Annotated in this window: 17 protein-coding genes; 1 reads left to right on the forward strand and 16 read right to left on the reverse strand. The window is 71.0% G+C overall.

What is annotated here, in order from left to right:
- Nucleotides 1–233: 233 nt before the first annotated feature.
- The 12 genes from PZC42_RS12200 to PZC42_RS12255 form a co-directional block, all read right to left on the reverse strand.
- The gene (locus PZC42_RS12200) at nucleotides 234–3,326 is read right to left on the reverse strand and encodes a LysM peptidoglycan-binding domain-containing protein (RefSeq protein WP_277211453.1); all 3,093 of its coding nucleotides are present in this window, start codon (nucleotides 3,324–3,326) and stop codon (nucleotides 234–236) included.
- Nucleotides 3,323–3,772: a pilus assembly protein gene (locus tag PZC42_RS12205; RefSeq protein WP_277211455.1), complete on the reverse strand. Its 450-nt coding sequence runs from the start codon at nucleotides 3,770–3,772 to the stop codon at nucleotides 3,323–3,325. The genes PZC42_RS12200 and PZC42_RS12205 overlap by 4 nt, the downstream gene beginning before the upstream one ends.
- A gap of 1 nt (nucleotide 3,773) precedes the next feature.
- Entirely contained in the window at nucleotides 3,774–4,211 is a 438-nt protein-coding gene (locus PZC42_RS12210) for a TadE/TadG family type IV pilus assembly protein (RefSeq protein WP_277211457.1), read from the reverse strand.
- Nucleotides 4,208–4,606 carry a TadE/TadG family type IV pilus assembly protein gene (locus PZC42_RS12215; protein ID WP_277211459.1) on the reverse strand — a complete coding sequence of 133 codons (399 nt, stop codon included), beginning with the start codon at nucleotides 4,604–4,606 and terminating at the stop codon, nucleotides 4,208–4,210. Before PZC42_RS12215 ends, PZC42_RS12210 begins: the two co-directional genes overlap by 4 nt.
- 16 nt (nucleotides 4,607–4,622) lie before the next feature.
- Nucleotides 4,623–4,853, reverse strand: a complete 231-nt coding sequence (locus tag PZC42_RS12220; RefSeq protein WP_277211461.1) for a hypothetical protein — start codon at nucleotides 4,851–4,853, stop codon at nucleotides 4,623–4,625.
- Nucleotides 4,850–5,761, reverse strand: coding sequence for a type II secretion system F family protein (locus PZC42_RS12225; protein WP_277211463.1), 912 nt, complete (start codon nucleotides 5,759–5,761; stop codon nucleotides 4,850–4,852). The genes PZC42_RS12220 and PZC42_RS12225 overlap by 4 nt, the downstream gene beginning before the upstream one ends.
- Nucleotides 5,758–6,630 carry a type II secretion system F family protein gene (locus PZC42_RS12230; RefSeq protein WP_277211464.1) on the reverse strand — a complete coding sequence of 291 codons (873 nt, stop codon included), beginning with the start codon at nucleotides 6,628–6,630 and terminating at the stop codon, nucleotides 5,758–5,760. The genes PZC42_RS12225 and PZC42_RS12230 overlap by 4 nt, the downstream gene beginning before the upstream one ends.
- A complete protein-coding gene (locus PZC42_RS12235; protein WP_277211467.1) occupies nucleotides 6,630–8,297 on the reverse strand; it encodes a TadA family conjugal transfer-associated ATPase in 1,668 nt (555 codons plus the stop codon). The genes PZC42_RS12230 and PZC42_RS12235 overlap by 1 nt, the downstream gene beginning before the upstream one ends.
- Entirely contained in the window at nucleotides 8,294–9,046 is a 753-nt protein-coding gene (locus tag PZC42_RS12240; RefSeq protein ID WP_277211469.1) for a hypothetical protein, read from the reverse strand. Before PZC42_RS12240 ends, PZC42_RS12235 begins: the two co-directional genes overlap by 4 nt.
- 45 nt (nucleotides 9,047–9,091) lie before the next feature.
- On the reverse strand, nucleotides 9,092–9,763 hold the full coding sequence (locus tag PZC42_RS12245; RefSeq protein ID WP_277211470.1) for an SAF domain-containing protein: 672 nt from the start codon (nucleotides 9,761–9,763) through the stop codon (nucleotides 9,092–9,094).
- A gap of 216 nt (nucleotides 9,764–9,979) precedes the next feature.
- Nucleotides 9,980–11,230 carry a tRNA dihydrouridine synthase DusB gene (gene dusB / locus PZC42_RS12250; RefSeq protein ID WP_277211472.1) on the reverse strand — a complete coding sequence of 417 codons (1,251 nt, stop codon included), beginning with the start codon at nucleotides 11,228–11,230 and terminating at the stop codon, nucleotides 9,980–9,982.
- A 31-nt stretch (nucleotides 11,231–11,261) separates the two neighbouring features.
- Complete coding sequence (locus PZC42_RS12255) at nucleotides 11,262–12,722, reverse strand: alanine/glycine:cation symporter family protein (RefSeq protein WP_277211474.1); 1,461 nt, start codon at nucleotides 12,720–12,722, stop codon at nucleotides 11,262–11,264.
- Between the two features lie 255 nt (nucleotides 12,723–12,977).
- Between PZC42_RS12255 and PZC42_RS12260 the strand changes: the two genes are divergently transcribed.
- Nucleotides 12,978–13,127, forward strand: a complete 150-nt coding sequence (locus tag PZC42_RS12260; protein ID WP_277211476.1) for a hypothetical protein — start codon at nucleotides 12,978–12,980, stop codon at nucleotides 13,125–13,127.
- Between the two features lie 95 nt (nucleotides 13,128–13,222).
- Here the strand turns inward: PZC42_RS12260 and PZC42_RS12265 are convergent, their stop codons facing one another.
- The 4 genes from PZC42_RS12265 to PZC42_RS12280 form a co-directional block, all read right to left on the reverse strand.
- A complete protein-coding gene (locus tag PZC42_RS12265) occupies nucleotides 13,223–14,611 on the reverse strand; it encodes a glycine--tRNA ligase (protein ID WP_277211478.1) in 1,389 nt (462 codons plus the stop codon).
- A 98-nt stretch (nucleotides 14,612–14,709) separates the two neighbouring features.
- Nucleotides 14,710–16,185, reverse strand: a complete 1,476-nt coding sequence (locus tag PZC42_RS12270; RefSeq protein ID WP_277211480.1) for a glycosyltransferase family 2 protein — start codon at nucleotides 16,183–16,185, stop codon at nucleotides 14,710–14,712.
- The gene (locus tag PZC42_RS12275) at nucleotides 16,182–17,261 is read right to left on the reverse strand and encodes a HEAT repeat domain-containing protein (protein WP_277211482.1); all 1,080 of its coding nucleotides are present in this window, start codon (nucleotides 17,259–17,261) and stop codon (nucleotides 16,182–16,184) included. The genes PZC42_RS12270 and PZC42_RS12275 overlap by 4 nt, the downstream gene beginning before the upstream one ends.
- Nucleotides 17,258–17,641: a response regulator transcription factor gene (locus PZC42_RS12280; protein WP_277211484.1), complete on the reverse strand. Its 384-nt coding sequence runs from the start codon at nucleotides 17,639–17,641 to the stop codon at nucleotides 17,258–17,260. Before PZC42_RS12280 ends, PZC42_RS12275 begins: the two co-directional genes overlap by 4 nt.
- Between the last annotated feature and the right edge of the window lie 141 nt (nucleotides 17,642–17,782).

The following is a 17,782-nucleotide window of genomic DNA, read 5'->3' on the forward strand; positions in this document are numbered from 1 at the left end:
GATGCGTTGCTTCGCGGCATCGATGTTGTCCTGCTTGAGCTGCTCAGCCTCGTCAAGAGTCGGCGTCGGCTCCGGGGTGGGCTCGTCCTCCACGGTCGGCGACGGAGAAGGCGCAGGCGCCTCCGCGGCCTCAGGTTCAGGACCTCCTGCACACCCGGCCAGGCACAGCGAGAGAGCAACCACCACGACGGCGGTCGGAGAGCGGTCGGGCTGCAGTTCAGTCATCAGATCCTCTACAGGGAGTTCGCCATGAGGCGGTCGAAGCCGTCGCGCGGGTGCTGCAGTGCGGCGAGCAGGCGAGCCGTCTCCGGTTCCAGGTCGCAGTCCAGCTGCCCGGTAGCGGTCAGCAACGCGTGGACCGCCCGGGACTCGGTGTCGACATCGCGGCTCTGGTGTGCGGCGAGGATGCGCATCCGCCACAGGCTCTCCTGTGCCGGTTCGACGCTGAGGCCCACCGCCACGGCCTGCTCTGCGGCTCGCCAGCGTCCCTCGAGGATCCGACGACGTGCCAGCTCGTAGGACGCATCCACGATCTCGGCGACCAGGCGTTGGCGGACGGGTTCAGCCCACGCATAGCGGCGCCCGCGCGCCCCGGCGAACGGCTCGCCACCCACCAGGCCGATTGCGCTCTCCAGGTTCTCCGTCGGTGCGGCCGCCGGCTGCCCACCGATCAGGAGGTCCCAGTCGCCGACGTCGGAGCTGACGGCCGGGTGGAGAACGTGCCCGGACCCGGACTGGTGACGTGGCAGGAACTCGCTGCCGTCCGGTGCCGTCCCGAGCCACCGACGCAGCTTGGAGAGCTGCGTGGACAGGCCGGCCTCGCTGACGCTGCGCTGCCCCGGCTGGACATCGCGCGCGATCACTTTCCCGGTCGCACCCGGGTGCAGCACCAGGTAGGCCGCGACCTCCAGCAGCCTCGGCCGATCTGCCGGCGCGACGGTCCCGCCGGCGTCGTGCAGGTCGACGGCTCCCAGCACGGTGACCCGCGGAGCACGAAGGCCGATCTGTTCGACGCTCGGCCCTGCGGGCCGCACCCGCGTCTCGTCGCCGTCCGCACGGTGCCGGGCAGCGGGGGTTCCCGCGACGTGCGTCGCATCCGGGTCGTCGACGTCGTCGAGGTCAGCGGGCTCGTCGACCGGGGCGATGGTCTCGACCTCGGCGAGGCTCAGCTCCCGCTCCGGCCGGCCCTCCAGCGCGTCGGGATCGGCCGACCCGAGGAGATGGAGCAGGTGACCGTATCGTTCGGTGGGCAGGCGCTGGGCCCGCAGCTCGAGCCCGACAGGCCCGAGGACGGCCTGCTCAGGCGTGCGTCCGCCCGACAGGTCGAGGTTCCATCCGGCGGCCTGGCCACCGGTGGTGACCACTGCGACCGCAACTCGCGGCTGCGAGGAAGTCAGGGCGTCCAGCTGGTGACGCTGCTGGTCGGTCAGCGCGCCGAGGACGATCACGATCTCGGGTGTCCACGCGTCTGGCGCGACACCGGCGGCACGCGCTTGGACGACGTCTGCGACCCCGCCGGCGGTGAGCGCTCGCCGATCCCGGTCGACTCGTTCGGCGAGGTCGGCAAGGACCTGGTCGACGGAGCGCACCGACCGGATGCGCCCGGTCCGCAGACCGTCCTCCAGTCGATCGAAGCCGCCGACGACCGTCACCTGCAGGTCGTCGGCCCACGGCGACAACGCGAGCTCGAGCGCGAGTGCTCCCAGCACCTCGCGGACCCGCTGCTCGTCACCTGTGACGGACAGCCCACCCAGGTGTTCGAGGTTCAGCAGGACGTGTCCGTCCCGCTCGTCGTGGCCGATCGTCACCAGCGCGGGGAACGGCGCTGCCGCCGCGCGGTCAGGCCGGCCCTCCTGGGCGCGGCGGGCGTCCAGGCGCCAGATCGTCCCGTCCGCGTGGCCGGTCCAGGGCTCCGGCAGCGCAGCAGGCTCGGCGAGGTAGAGGTCGAACGCCACCGAGGACAGGCGGCACGCCCGGACAGACGGCAACGGCGTTCCGGTGGCGGCGCAGGAGCTCGCGAGGCCGCGCAGCGCGGCGTCGACCGTCTCGACGGACATCGGATCCGCCGTCGTGCGCAGCAGTGCCTCGGTCCCGGCCACGTCCGCCGACGGCAGGCTCACCCGCTGACCTGGCCGGCGAAGGCGCTGCACGGTGCGGCGCCGGGCGGCGAGGAGGGTCAGTACGCCCGCGGCGAGGAGCGCACCGACGCCGTCTGCGGTGTGCACCACGTCGGCAGAGGGCGCCGGTGCGCCCGACTCCGAGGCGGCCTCCACGGCTGGGGCGGTCGCTGGTTGGTCGAGGTCTGGCCCGGGCGGAGCAGGAGGTGCCACGAGTGGGGCACCCACCTCCTGCGGCACTGCATCCAGCGGCTCCACGCCGGGAATCTGCACGCTCCAGCCGACATCGATGACCTCCGGGTCGCTCAGGCGCGCCCCGCCGGGCTGCTCGATGTCCCGGGAAGCCTCGAAGATCTCCGGGTACCGGTTGGCGTCCCCCAGCTCGTCCTGGGCGATCTGCGACAGGGAGTCGCCCTGGGCCACGGTGACCGTCCGGGCCGCGGAACCTTCATCCTGCCCGGCCTTCCCGTGGTCGTCGGCGACCGGGACCGTCAGCTCCCAGCCGACCTGGAGGAACGAGGGCCGACCGTCCAGCAGGTCGGCGTTGAGCTCGACGATCTCGTGGAAGCGGTGCCCGTCGCCCAGCCGGGACTCGGCGATCGACCACAGCGACTCACCGCGCTGCACGGTGTGCACCGCCGTCGTCGGGCGCTGTTCGGCCCCTGCCAGGGCGGCCTCGCCCGGCTCCACGAGGTCGGCCGCCGCGGCCGACTGCCAGGCCTGGCCGACGGCGTGTCCTACCAGCGCGGCGGTGGCATCCTGAGCCTGCTGCGCCGCCTGCTGCTCCATGGCTCGCTCGATCGCGACCCCGGCATGGTCCGGCGCCGGGGCCGCGTGCGCGACGTTCACCGACGGCACGGCGACGAAGAGCACCACGGCAGCACCGACGAGGCCTCGTGCAACAGCCTGCGGAACCCGCAGGCCCGGCATCCGCGGCACGCGGATCCCGCGCAACCGGGAGAACATCTCTACCAGCAGCGACACGGTCAGGAACGCCCACGACAGCCACGCGACGACCTTGATCAGCCCGACAGCCAGTGTCCCGTCGTCGGGTGAGGTGAGTGCACGAGTCACGTCGTCCCAGGCCGGCAGTCCGGCCCCGACCGGGTTCGCCCCCACCGCGAACAGCACGACGGGCAGCCCCACGATGATCCCGAGGATCACCAGCAGAGCGCCCAGGCCCAGGAGCCGACGTCGGAACATGCTCATTGCTCGATCCCTCCCACGACGCGCGCCAGCCGCGCCTCGGACGTACCGGTGACGGGCAGGCTCTTGACCCCGATGATCGACAGCACCTTGGTGTCGTAGCGGTCGCTGACCGTGACGACCAGCCGGGTGCCGTCGAACACCTCCGCGTTGCCGTCGACGTCCGCGGCACGGAGATAGGCGTTCGCGGCCGCACGTGCCTGCGCTGCCTCTACCGACGCGTCCTGGCCCCGCATCGCCTGCGAGGCGTTGATCTGCTGGCCTCCGGTGCGAGCTGCCTGCGCAGCCACGTCACGGACGTGCTGCAGCGCGAAGACCTGCCCGCCGAAGTCCACGGCGATACCGACGAACAGCATCATCGCCACGGTGGTCATCGCGACCCAGGTGGAGATCGCTCCGCGTTCGCGGACGTCGTCGTGAACCGACGCCGGTCGTGTGATGCGTCGCATGTCACCTCTCCCGGTAGGTGTCCAGCGGGCTCGTGGCCGTCTGGGTGATGGTCTTGCGCGCAGGGATCCCGGGGAGCGCGAGGCCGGCCAGGTTCACCTCGCACGTCACGGTCACCGACATCGTCGCGGGGGTCCCGACCGGTCTGGCGAACTCCGAGGTGTCCACCTCGACCGACTGCGTCAGGCAGTCGACGTCCTGGTTGGCCAGGCTCGCCCTCGCTCCCTCGCGTGCACGGGTCGCGGCGTCCGACTGCGTCCGCGCGATGGACGCCGAGCGGGCGGCCTCCGACGCCGCCGATCCCACGGCCAGCTCGGCCAGCGCGATCCTGCCGCCGAGCGCGATCGCGCCGAAGATCAGCAGCACCACGGGTACGACGATCACGAGCTCCACGGCCGAGGAGCCCCGTTCGGGGTGTGAGCGATCCGAGGTCCGCCTCATCCGGTGATCCTCTCCACGGGCATCGTCGCCGACTGGGTGACGGTCGGGTTCCACAGCGGGACCACGCTCTGCGACGTGACACTCACCTCGAACGTCGCCGCGGTGGCCGTGCGGGAGCCGCGCACGCTCGATGCCGACGTCGCGATGGACGACGACGCGACGAAGCTCCGGGCGGCAACTGTCCCGTCGTGGACGGTGCCGCCCTCGACCGCGGCGACACGCGCCCCTTCCTGTGCGGAGGCCAGCGCGGTCGCCTTGGCCTGATAGAGCAACGCACCCTGCATCCCGGCGAACAGCAGCAGCAGCACCACGGGGAAGACGACGACGAGCTCGACGGCGGCCGACCCTCGCTCGTGGTCCTGGGGACGACGACGGCGCCGATCATGTGGGCGCACCGGACGAGGGCGCACGTCAGCCGAAGATCGCGTTGACCCGGTCCATGACCCCGCTGTTGATGACGGCGGTCACCGCGACGGCGATCAGGACGATGGCTGCCAGCACGACGACGAGCTCGACGGTGTACGAGCCGCGCTCGGGCTCGGCGGCCAGCCGACGACGGGTCGCTCCGACCAGCGTGACGCCCGCCTGGTGTGCGGTGGCGACGATGCGGTTGAACATGGTGTCCTTTCCAGAGACGGTCACAGCCCACCCATGAGGTTGAGCAGGCTCGGCGTGATCATGATGATCACGAACATCACGGCAAGCAGGCCGATCGGGATGCTGAGGCGCTCGCTCGCAGCGTTCGCCGTGGACAGCTCCTCGCTCAGCGTGGCCGCACGCAGGCCCGCGGACCGGGCACGCAGCTGGTTGTAGACCTGAGAGCCTTCCTTGCTCAGGCGCATCACGTCGGCCAGCTCGGCGAGCTCGGGCAGACCCAGCTCGTCCGAGAGCGCGTTGAGTGCGTCCCAGGGCGCCTTGCCGTTCCAACGCGAGCGGGACAGCTCCTCGCCGACACGACGGAAGACCCAGCTGTCCCCGATCTCGGCGGCCATCTCCATGGCCTGGCGGGCACCGGCACCACCGAGCCGCTCCAGGGCGACGAGGTCGCAGTAGGCCCCGAGCGCCCGGGCGAACTCCTTGCGTGCCTTGCGGGCGTCGTCCCGCGCATTGAGGTCCGGCAGGAAGAACAGTCCGGCGGCGAGACCGAGCGACCCGAGCACGGGAACGGCCACCGGCAGGTGCACACCCGACACGATCAGGAAGTACGACACGAGCGGTGGGAACAGCAGGCCCACCAGCGCGAAGACGACCTTCTCACCGAAGTAGCGGTGCAACGAGATCTGCAGGAGCGCGAGCTCCTTGGTCGGAGTCCTCCCCCACACCGCCACCGGGAACCGCCTCAACGCCCAGACACCCAGCCGCTCGGCGAAGCCTGCGTCGGTGGAGATCGCGGCGTCCGCGGCGGCCTGTTGCTTCACACCCTCGGGAGAGTTGCGTCGCAGCACATCGGCCAGGTCGGGCTGTGCCGGGATGAGATGCCAGACGATCAGGGCGATGCCTGCGGCGAACAGTCCCCCGCCGAGCAGCGCGAGCTGCAGTCCGGTGGTCATCGCGCGTCACCTCCTCGCACCCCGGCGCCGAGGAATCGCGGAGCCTTCTGGCCGGCGGTCATCTGCCGCATCCACACCAGCAGGACGACGTACCCGGTGAGGTACACCACCAGCAGGAACTGCCCGAGCGGGGTGCCGTACGGGGCCATGTACTGACCGCTGAACGCGAGGAGCCCGAGCGCACCCACGGTCAGGACGGTGACCACCCGCGCCGTCGTGCGCGGCTTCGCCCGGTCCGCCTCGATGGCACGCGCATCGCGGACCTCACCGGCGACCGACTCCGCCAGCGTGTTCAGCACCGACGCCAGGCCCTGGCCGCGCCGCCGTGCGCCGAGGATCAGATACGCGGCCACGGTGTCGCCCACCTCGTCGTCCAGGTCGTCGGCGAACGCCCGCAACGCCTCCTCCGTGCCGACACGCGCACGGATCCGGGCCACGAGCCGAGTCACCTCGGGTCGGATCGCCTGGGGCGTGGAGCGCAGCGTGGCACGCAGCGCCTCCTCCAGGCCGACACCGACCGTCAGCACCCCTGCCAGCCCACGGGTCCACTCCTCGAGCGCCTCCAGCCTGGCGACCCGGTCGGCGCCGGCCGGAGCAGACAGCAGCAGCGGCAGTCCCGCGACGGCCAGCGGAGCCACCGGCACGGCGACCAGCCACCCGGTGACCAGATAGACGACGAACCCCAGCCCGGTGCCGGCGAGCAGGAGCACCCGGGTGCTACGCCGCGCGCCTTCCCAGCGGCGTCGGAGCACGGAACGACGGCGCGGACCGGCGTCCACCCGCTCCGGGCTGCGGCGAGCACCCGCCACCACAGCGATGATCCCCGCGACCGCGAGAGCGCCCCCCAGCGCCGGGACGAGCGGGGGCATCAGGCGACCTGCCCGCCGACACCGGCGGCCAGATAGGCGTTCAGGTCGAACCCGTAGCGCGCGAGGTCACGCAGCTCGTCGGGCAACGTCTCGGGCACGGCCGGCCCACCGGTCGGGCTGGGGGCGAAGACCCGCGTCGTCGCATACCCCTTGGCCACCTCGCCGGGGCTCACGTGGACGATCTCGGAGACCCAGCGATCACGACGCCACTGGTCGCCGCCCAGCGCGGTGGTCTCCAGGTGGACCTGCACGATGAGATCGACCGTCTCGGCGAGCTTGGACGTCGCCAGGTCACGGGTGACGTGCGGCCCGGCCTCCATGGCGCAGGTGACGAGCTTGCGGATCGCCGCCTCGCCGTCGGACGAGTGGGTGGTCGAGATCGACCCGGTGCCCGACTCCATCGCTTTGATCATGGCCCAGACCTCCCGGCCACGGACCTCGCCCACGATCTGACGCGAGAGGTTGAAGCGGAACGAGTCGTACAGGGCCTCGTCCAGAGTGAACTCGCCAGCCTGCTTTCCGTCAGCCCCGATCTCACCCGATCCCGGACGCGCCTCCCAGGCATGCACGATCGGGTGCACCTCGGGCAGCTCGTGCAGATGCAGCTCGAACTCGGTCTCGAACGTCCCGATCTTCTCGTGCGGCTCGAACTCCGCGCACAGCGCGCGCACCATCGTGGTCTTGCCGGCGCCCTGCGGACCGGCCACCACGATCGACTTGCCGGCCCGGACGGCGGCCGACAGCAGCGAGGCCTGTACCGACGTGATCATCTGACGACCCACGAGGTCCGCGAGCGTCACCTTGCGGAGCCGGTGGCGGCGGATCACGACCGACGGGCGCGCCGTCACCCAGGCGGCCGCCGCCAGACGCGCACCACCGTCCAGGCGCATGTGCAGCCGGGGGCTCGCCGAGGAGAAGCTGCGCGCATTGACCTCGCTGCGGGAGGCGACGAAGGCCAGGAAGTCGAGCAGCTCGGCGTCCGAGTCCGCAACCGGCTCGGACCGGACGAGCATGCCGTCGGTCTTCTCCAGCCAGACGTTCGCCGCGCCGGTGATGATGATGTTCTCCACCGAGTCGTCATCGACGTAGGGCTGCAGCCGGCCGAGCCCGAACAGGGCGTTGAAGACGGCCTCGGCCATCTGCTCCTGCTCGACGAGGCTCCAGGTGGCCTGGCCGCCATGGATCCGATCTGCCACCGTCGACTGCAGCAGCTCGTTGATGATCGCGCGCCCCAGCTCACGCTCGGTCTCCAGGTCTGTGCCCCGCTCCTCACCGAGCGCCGCCGTGAGCTGCTCCGACGCCTGCGAACGCAAGGCGGCGACCTGCTTCCAGTCGATGCTGGCGACCGGCGGCACGAGCGGTGCGGGCTGCGCTCGCGGTGCGGGCTGCGCTCGCGGTGCGGGCTGCGCTCGCGGTGCGGGCCGCGCTCGCGGTGCGGGTTGCCTCTGGGGCGGCGCCGCCCGTCGCGACGACGGCGGAAAGGACGGCGGGGCAGCCCCCTGCGGCACGGAGGCCGCCGGCACGGCGGGGTCGCTCGCTACGGGAACGCCCGCGCCGCGGGCTCCGACGGCACCAGCGAGCGCGTGCGCCGCGAGCTCCGAGAACTCGGCGTTCGACGCGCCCCCGAAGATGGGCAGGCCCGTCGGGTCGTGAGGCGACTCGTTCATGACTGGAACCCCTCGGCAGCCAGGTCGAGGTGGGACCTGACGGTGGCCACGGCGGCTTGTGTGGCCTGCACCGCGGCACGCAGCGACTTGTTCAGCGGGGCACCGGCGAACTTGCGTCCCGGCGCCGTGCCGTGGGAGTAGACCTGTGCCGTGTCGGGATCCCAGCTCAACGACGACACGATCGGCAGACCCAAGACCTTGGCAGCCTCGCCGGCACCGTACGGCCGGCCCGCACCGACCAGCAGCGCACCGAGGCTCGGCAGGGCACCCGCCTGCTCGAAGGTGGACCGCAGGCTCGGCACCCACGACCCGGCGGCGACGAGTCCGGGCAGGTCGGTCCGCGTGGTCAGCAGAGCCAGGTCCGCGGCAGCGAGAAGCTTGTACCCGGATCCTTCGAGGCCGAGTCGCCCGACGTCGACGATCACGTCCTGGCCCTGACGCTCGAGGGCCTTGAACGCCGCGGCCATGGGCTCCCAGAGCAGCTCCAGGGCACGAGCCTGGGAGTGCCGCAGAGGGCCGGTCAGGACCTGCACCCGCGAGTCGGGGATCGCGAACAGCGATGGCGGCAGATCCTCGATGAGCGTGCCCTGCCGGTGGGAGACCGCGAGATCGACGATGGTCCGCGACGTCGGCAGCTGGCCGCCGCGGAAGTAGCCGGCGGCCAACGAGCGCGACCCGGACGGGTCGGCCTCGACGAGCACCACCGGACGCGGCCAGCTCAGCGCGAGACCCAGTGCGCTGGTGGTCACGCCTGGTGATCCCCCTGCCGAGGTGAGCGCGATGAGCGCCATCGGTCAGCCCTCCAGGTCAGGGTCGAGGACGATCGCGACCTTGCCCGAGGCGGCGCGTGCGGCGACCTCAGGAGCGTCGTCATAGTCGACCTGGACATTGAGGATCGTCGTGCCGGACAGGTCGTCCGCGGCCACGTCCACGACCTCTGCCTGCACGGCTTCGACCTCGCCTTCCGTGGTCACGATCCGTACGGTGTCCCCGACCCGCACCTGGCCGACCGGCAGCTGGCCGGCGGCGAGGCTGATGCCCACCACGGAGGTGCCGTCCGCCGGGATCGGGCTGTCGGTGACCTGTTCCGCGGTCACCAGTCCCCCGGCCGGCAGGTCCAGCGCCGCGCGCATGCCGATCACGGAGTCGAGATCGCTCGCGGGCAGTGCCTGCAGCGCCGGGTCGAGCCCGATCTGCACGGTCATGACGTCGTTGGCGGTGATGACCTGCCCACGCTCGATGGTGTGACGCATGGCGAGCACGCTCTGCGCCTCGGACGTCGAGCTGTACGCCCACAGGCTGAGCAACGCTCCGAGGCAGATCGCGGCGACACCAGCGACGATCAGAACTGGACGTCTCCGCAGCTTCGGAGGAGGGGCGACCGAAGGAGCCCCCGCCGGGCCGTCGCCGGAGTCGGGCCGCCGCCAGGGCGCGCGCGTCGCATCGGCAGGGACGGTGGTCGTCATGTCGCGTGTGAACCTCTCGCACGTGGGTGGCGGCGTCGTCCCCGGAGACGTCGAGTCGAGGCGCAGGCCTGCCGAACCACCACGAACGAGTTGATGACGGCGTGCCAGCCCCGACCCGTGGACGCCGCCCGGTCGGCTGACACATAGTCTCCGCAGCTCCTTCACGGGTCAACCCTGGGCGACGGCGTGTCGGCATGCGGTCCGACCAGGCGCGACTCAACCGCCCGAGACGTTGAGCTCCGCCTCGCGCAGCTTCGCCTCGAACTCGGCGTCGAGCTCGCGCGAGTCCAGCCAGCCGTACGGCAGGTGCGGCTTCTTGGGCGAACCGGCGCGCCCGCGCGGCCCCTCGGCGTCGGCCCCTGGGTAGGGCAAGGACAGGTCGAGACCGTGGAGGTGCGTGCGTAGCTCGTCGAGCGTGGAGACCATCGCCAGCGCACGGCGGGTCTCCCCGCCGACGGCGTATCCCTTGAGGTACCAGGCCATGTGCTTGCGCAGGTCGCGCATGCCCTTGGACTCGTCGCCGTCGTAGTAGTCGATCATCAGCTCGCCGTGGCGGTAGATGACCTCGGCGACCTCGCGCAGACCGGGACGCACGCGCTGGTCGGAGCCGTGGAAGGCGGCGGCCAGGTCGGCGAACAACCACGGGCGGCCCTGGCAGCCGCGGCCGACGACGACGCCGTCGGCGCCGGTCTCGCGGACCATGCGCAGCGCGTCCTCGGCCGCCCAGATGTCACCGTTGCCCAGCACGGGCACCGTACGCACCGCCTCCTTGAGCCGCGCGATCGCCGACCAGTCCGCCGTGCCGGAGTAGTGCTCCGCCGCCGTGCGGGCGTGCAGCGCGACGGCGGCCACCCCGAGCGACTCGGCCGTACGACCGGCGTCGAGGTAGGTGAGGTGGTCGTCGTCGATGCCCTTGCGCATCTTGACCGTCACCGGGACACCGTACGGCTCGGCGGCGTCGACGGCCGCGCGCACGATGTCGGTGAAGAGCTGCTTCTTCCAGGGCAGCGCGGAGCCGCCGCCCTTGCGGGTGACCTTGGGGACGGGGCAGCCGAAGTTCAGGTCGACGTGGTCGGCGCGGTCCTCGCCCGCGATGATCCTCACCGCCGCGCCCACGGTCGCCGGGTCGACCCCGTAGACCTGTGCCGAGCGCGGTGTCTCGTCGCCGCCGAAGGTGACGATGCGCAGCGCCTCGACGTTGCGCTCGACCAGGGCACGGCTCGTGACCATCTCGGCCACGTAGAGCCCTGGGTCGAAGCCCGTGGAGCGCCCGGCCTCACGGCACAGGGTGCGGAAGGCGCGGTTGGTGACACCGGCCATCGGCGCCAGCACCACGGGCGTACCCACGGTGATCGGGCCGATCTGCAGCGGGGGCAGCACACGAGCGCCCGACGCCGGTGCCTGCGCCGGGGAGGCAGGCTGCGGCGTCGTGCTGACGGGTTCGAGCGTGGAAGTCACATCCGCCATTGTCGCAAACGCGCCGGTGCGGCACAGGGCACTACAGCTTCACCACCGGGGTGACTCCGGTCACCGTGCGCTCGTCCTCCCAGCACTCGATGCCCTTGACGCCGGGCAGCCGATCACGTGTGAACACCGGGTCGAGGCCGGCGCTGCGCTGCTCGGTGAAGTCCGCCAGGAGCTTCCACACGAGGCCGGAGAGCAGGGCGATGGCCACGAGGTTGATCAGCGCCATGACGCCCATGATCCCGTCGGCCGTGTTCCAGACCAGGTCCGAGGAGGCCACCGAGCCGCCGAGGATCGCCAGCACCACGAGGGTGCGGTACCCCTGCAGCACACCGCGCGAGCTGGTGATGAACTCGATGTTGGACTCGCCGTAGTAGTAGTTGCCGAGGATCGAGCTGAACGCGAGCAGGAAGATGATCACGGTCAGCAACCCGTTCGCCCACGACCCCAGGCTCGCCACGAGCGCCTCCTGGGTCAGGGTGATCCCCGGGGCGGCGTTCGCCAGGTCCGGACCGGTTACCAGGATGATGAACGCGGTCACCGAGCACACGACGAACGTGTCGAAGTAGACGCCCAGCGACTGCACCAGCCCTTGCTTGACGGGGTGGGTGACAGCGGCCGCGGCGCCGGCGTTCGGGGCGGACCCGAGGCCTGCCTCGTTGGAGAACATGCCGCGCTTGACGCCCTGCATGATGACGGTGCCGAGCGTCGCGCCGAGGACCTCGTTGAACCCGAACGCGTCGCTGAAGATCGTCGAGACCACCTCGGGGACACGTTCGGCGTTCATCGCGACGACCACCAGCCCGGTCAGCAGGTAGACCAGCGCCATCGTCGGCACCACCGCCTGCGTGACGTGCGCGATGCGGCGGACCCCACCGAAGATCACCAGGCCCGTCAGCACGGCGAGGACGATGCCGACACCCCAGGCGAGCGCCCCTGCCCCGTCCTGGACGCCGGCGGTCGAGGCGACCGTGGCGGTGATCGTGTTGGCCTGCAGGGACGAGAAGGCGAACGGGAAGCAGAGGATCAGGACGACAGCGAACACGAGCCCCATCCACCGGGCCTTCAGGCCGCGTTGCATGTAGTAGGCAGGGCCTCCACGGAAGCCGTCGGCGTCCCGCGTCTTGAAGAGCTGTCCCAGCGTCGACTCGACGAAGGCCGACGCCCCGCCGACGAAGGCCATCAACCACATCCAGAACACGGCGCCTGGCCCTCCGACGGCGATCGCCGTCCCGACGCCGGCGATGTTGCCGACACCCACGCGCGAGGCTGCCGAGATGGTGAACGCACCGAACGCGGAGACCGACTGCGCCCGTCCGTCCGCCCCCTTCGGAGCAGGGTCCGTCAGGGTCCGGAACATCTCGGGGAGCAGTCGGAGCTGCACCACCCCGCTGCGCAGCGTGAAGTAGACACCGAGCACTGCCACCACGGGCAGGACGATCCAGGTCCACAGGCTGTCTCCGGCCGCGAGGATCAACGAGTTGAGCGCATCCATCCGCACAGCATGGTGTCCCGCCGCCCGAGATGCCAGGTGGGAGCGGGTAGTTCAGGAAGATCTGATCTCGGACCACGCCCGTCCGCGCAGGTCGCGACCAGGGCGAAGGTGTGTTGAGGTCGTATGCACCGACCGACAAGCGGGTCGGCCGAGCGACCGATCTGCCCCGACTCGTCCTTCGCCATGCACCTTGAGGCGACCTGTGAAATGTTCGAAGTACGGCAAGACCTGTCGTGACCGACAAAGGAGGTCAACATGCCACTCTGGCTGATTCTGATCCTGATCGGCGTCGTGCTGGTCGTCCTCGGCATTGCGACCGAGATCGGTATGTTCCTGCTGTGGATCGGCGTCGTCGTCCTGGTGATCAGCCTGGTCCTGGCGCTTGTGAACCGATCCAAGACCTGACCCTCACCTCGACCCGCTGCCATCCAAGCTAGCGGGAGCAGAACGGGGGCCGTCCTGATGGGCGGCCCCCGTTCTCGTGCTCGGCGGGTGCTGCGTCAGACGCCGGGCATCCGCTGGGCGAGGTAGCCGGCGACCTGGTCGAGCGCCACCCTCTCCTGGGCCATGGTGTCTCGGTCACGGATCGTGACGGCCTGGTCGTCGAGCGTGTCGAAGTCGACGGTCACGCAGTACGGGGTGCCGATCTCGTCCTGGCGGCGGTACCGCTTGCCGATGGCCTGGGTGACGTCGTGGTCGACGTTCCAGTGCTGGCGCAGCTCGGCGGCGAGCTTGTCGGCCGTGGGCAGCAGGTCGGTGCTCTTCGACAGCGGCAGCACGGCGGCCTTGACCGGCGCGATGCGCTTGTCGAGGCGCAGCACGGTGCGCTTGTCGACGCCGCCCTTGGTGTTGGGTGCCTCGTCCTCCGCGTAGGCCTCGATGAGGAACGCCATGAGGGAACGTGTCAGGCCGGCGGCCGGCTCGATGACGTACGGGAAGTACTTCTCGTTGGTCACCGGGTCGCGGTACTGCAGGTCCTTCCCGGAGTGCTCCGCGTGCGTCGACAGGTCGAAGTCGGTGCGGTTGGCGATGCCCTCCAGCTCGCCCCACTCGCTGCCGGTGAACCCGAAGCGGTACTCGATGTCCACGGTGCGCGTCGAGTAGTGCGAGAGCTTGTCCTGCGGGTGCTCGTACAGCCGCAGGTTCTCGGGGTCGATGCCCAGGTCCGTGTACCAGGCCATCCGTGTGTCGATCCAGTACTGGTGCCACTCGGCGTCGGTGCCCGGCTCGACGAAGTACTCCATCTCCATCTGCTCGAACTCACGGGTCCGGAAGATGAAGTTGCCCGGCGTGATCTCGTTGCGGAACGACTTGCCGATCTGCGCGATGCCGAACGGAGGCTTCTGCCGGGAGGTAGCGGCGACGTTGGCGAAGTTCACGAAGATGCCCTGCGCCGTCTCGGGGCGCAGGTAGTGCCGCCCGGACTCGTCCTCGACGGGGCCGAGGTAGGTGGACAGCATCATGTTGAAGTCGCGCGGCTCGGTCCACTGCCCGACCGTGCCGCAGTGCGGGCAGGAGATCACCGCGAGGCCGCCCTCGGGCTCGCGGCCCTTGCGCTCGGCGAACTCCTCGATCATCTGGTCCTCGCGGAACCGCTTGTGGCAGCTCAGGCACTCGGTCAGCGGATCGGTGAACGCGCCGAGGTGACCGGAGGCCTTCCACACGGGCGTGGGCAGGATGACGGACGAGTCGAGCCCCACGACGTCGGGGCGGCGCGTCATCGCGTTCCACCACTGCCGCTTGATGTTGTCCTTGAGCTCAACGCCCAGCGGCCCGTAGTCCCACGCGGAGCGGGTACCGCCGTAGATCTCGCCGGACTGGAAGACGAATCCCCGCCGCTTGGCGAGGGAGACGACGGCGTCGAGCTGGGCGGTCGCGGATGCAGCCACGGATCACTCCTGAGGTCGACCCCGCAGGTGGCTCCTGCGGGGCGGGTGTGCACGGTAGGACGGCGCCGGGGAACAGACGGCGGCGCCGGTCGCCCAGCCTACCGGGCTGCTCGGTCCCGGCCGGCTCGGGTGGCCCCGCCGTCGAAGCCGGTGCGGGTCATCACACCCCAGACCTGCTTCTTGCCGCGCAGGCTGGCCCACCAACCTTCCAGGCGCCACCACACCGTGAGCTGGCGGTAGCCGATGTTCTCCAGCACCGAGGCTGCCATGATCAGTGGGAGGTCGCGCCACCGCTCGTGGCGGTGGAAACCCCACTCCTCGACGGCCAGCGCACAGAGGGTGACGAAGGCGGCGTAGCCGTACGCCAGCAGCAGGAACAGCAGCGCGAACTCGACGTCGATGACGCCCAGAGCGAGACCCGCGGCCAGCATGATCAGGCCGAGCGCCTCCAGGAGCGGGGCGAAGAGCTCGAACACCCAGTAGTACGGCAGAGCGAGGAACCCGACTCGCCCGTACCGGGGCCGCAAGAGCATGCCCCGGTAGGCCGACAGCGTCTCCCACAGCCCGCGGTGCCAGCGCCGCCGCTGCCGCCGCAGCACCGCGAGGGACTCGGGGACCTCGGTCCAGGCCACCGGTTCGGCGACGAACCCGAGCCGGTAGTCCCGGCCCTGGTCCCGCAAGTGCCGGTGGAGCCGCAGAACCAGCTCGAAGTCCTCGCCGATGCTGCTGTTGTTCAGCCCGCCCACCTCGACGACCAGGTCGCGGCGGAACAGCCCGAAGGCTCCGCTGATCAGGATCAGGCAGCCCAACCGGGACCAGCCGGCCCGGCCGAGGAGGAAAGCGCGGAAGTACTCGACCACCTGGATGCGCGGCAGCCACCGGCGAGACAGCTGCACCCGGACGACGCGGCCGTCCACGATGCGACTGCCGTTGGCAGCGCGTACGGAACCCCCGCTGGCGACCATGCGGATGGGGTCGTCGCTGAAGGGTCGGGCGACCCGCAGCAGGGCGTCCGGCTCGAGCACCGAGTCGGCGTCGATGATGGCCACCAGGGTCTCGGTGGCGGCGTTGATCCCGGTGTTGACCGCCTCGGTCTTGCCGGAGTTGTCCTTGCTGACCACCACCAGCCGGGTGCGCCCGTCCCGAGGGACGAGGACCTGCCGCACGACTGCCTCGACCGGGACGTCCTGCGGCACCGCCCGCGGGACGGGCACCAGGTCAAAGGCATCGACCAGGCACTGCAGCGTCTGATCGGTACTGCCGTCGTCGACGACGACCACCTCGTGACGGGGATAGCGCAGAGTGAGCAGCGCCTTGACCGCCTGCACCACCCCGGCCTGCTCGTTGTGGGCCGGCACGATCACCGACACCCCGGGGATCAGCTCCCCGACGTGGCTCGCCACCTCGGCGGAGTCGCGGTGCTGCTGCATGCGCAGCTCGAGGGCGGCCAAGACGATGATGAGCAGGGAGAACGTGTTGACGACGGTGAAGTACACCAGCACCGGCGCTGCGCCGAGCGCGAGCAGCCATTCCAACCCGCCACGGACCACCACCAGCACCTCGGCCGCGCTCACTCGGTCACCGCTCCCCGCAGCCCCGCCACGAGCAGGGCCGACGCCACGGGCCGCCCCCGGCGCGGATCAGTGGCTTCGGTGCCGGCCATGTCGGACAACGTGGACCCTGCGCCGGGGTCGATCTGGAGCAGCGCCGCTGCTGCCAGCTCAGCCAGCCAGGGGTCCGGGTCGTGCAGCAACATCGCAAGAGCTGGCAGCGCCTCGGGATCGCCCAGGTCACCGAGCGCGGCTACGCACACGCGCCGTAACGAGAGTGGCACGCCCTGCCGCGTGTGCCGACCCAGGACTTCCGCGTCCTCGGCGCCACCGACGGCCCCCAGGGCCGCCGCGCAGGTCTGACGGACGGTGAGGTCGGCGTCGTCTCTGAGCAGGGCACGCAGCTGCGGGCGGCAGCGGGTGAACGCACCGACGCCGCTGACGTGAGCGGCGACGTCGCGGGTCCGCGGCTGCGGGTCGGCCAGACCGTCCAGCAGCGCGCCGGCGACCCCCGTACCCATGGCCAGCAGCGCCTCGGCGGCGACACAAGCGGGGATCCCGGCGTCGGTGGCACCGACCGCCCGCAGCAGCGGAGGCGCCGCGACAGGGTTGCCGATCAGCCCCAGGGCATGGGCTGCGGCTGCACGGACCTCCACGGTGCTGTCGCCGAGCGCATGGATGAGCTGCGGCACCGCCGGGTCCTGCTGGCACAGTCCGAGCACGTGGGCGGCCCGCGCACGGCGTACCGCTAGCAGGCTGGACAGCCGGCGAGCGGCCTCGCTCACCTCGCCGCGGATCGTCAGCAGGTGGATCAGCTCGTCAGCGGGCGTGCCCCGGACCTTGCCCAGCATCTCCACCGCCGAGCCCATGACCTCGCCGGCGGCGGGGCCGTGGGTGCGGGCCAGCCGCCGCGCGCCCGCGCCGTCGTGGTCCTCCCCCGCACCTACCACGAGAAGGTCGCGCCGGTAGGGGGCCATCAGTGCCACCTGGCGCCGCGCACGCAGCAGCCGCCGGACCCTGAGCAGCACTATCAAGAGCATCATCCCCAGGCACAGCCAGCCCGTGGTGGCGATGGCGATGTCCAGCGACTGCGGTCTCATCGCGTGCGGGCCAGCAACCCGTTGACACGGTGCAACAGCTCGCGGGGGCTGAAGGGCTTGATCACGTAGTCGGTCGCGCCGATGGCGAACCCGAGGTCGATGTCGGCGTCCTGCGACCGTGAGCTCAGCAGCAGGACCGGCACCTCCGGGGCGCCGCTTCCGCGGATCTTACGGAGCACGTCGATGCCCGACAGGCCGGGCATCATGACGTCGAGCACAACCATCCGGGGCAGGTCCGCCTGGAACGCCTCCCACGCGGACATCCCGTCGTCCACCGCCTGCACCGCGTATCCGGCCTGGCCCAGCTTGAACGCGACAAGGTCGCGGATGTCCTCGTCGTCGTCCGCGAGCAGCACCCGCGCCCCGCCCCCCAGAGTCATATCCCATCGGTAGCACCAGGACCGACCCCCCGCAAACGCGTCCGCGCTCTGCGGGGCGAACCCAGCGGTCCACCGGCACGGTGCGAGTGAGCTCGGACCGGCCGGACCGAGCAGTGATCGCCTTTCCGCATGCGCCAGGCG

The sequence above is a fragment of the Isoptericola croceus genome (genome assembly GCF_029382255.1).
GTDB classification, from domain to species: Bacteria; Actinomycetota; Actinomycetes; order Actinomycetales; family Cellulomonadaceae; genus Isoptericola; species Isoptericola croceus.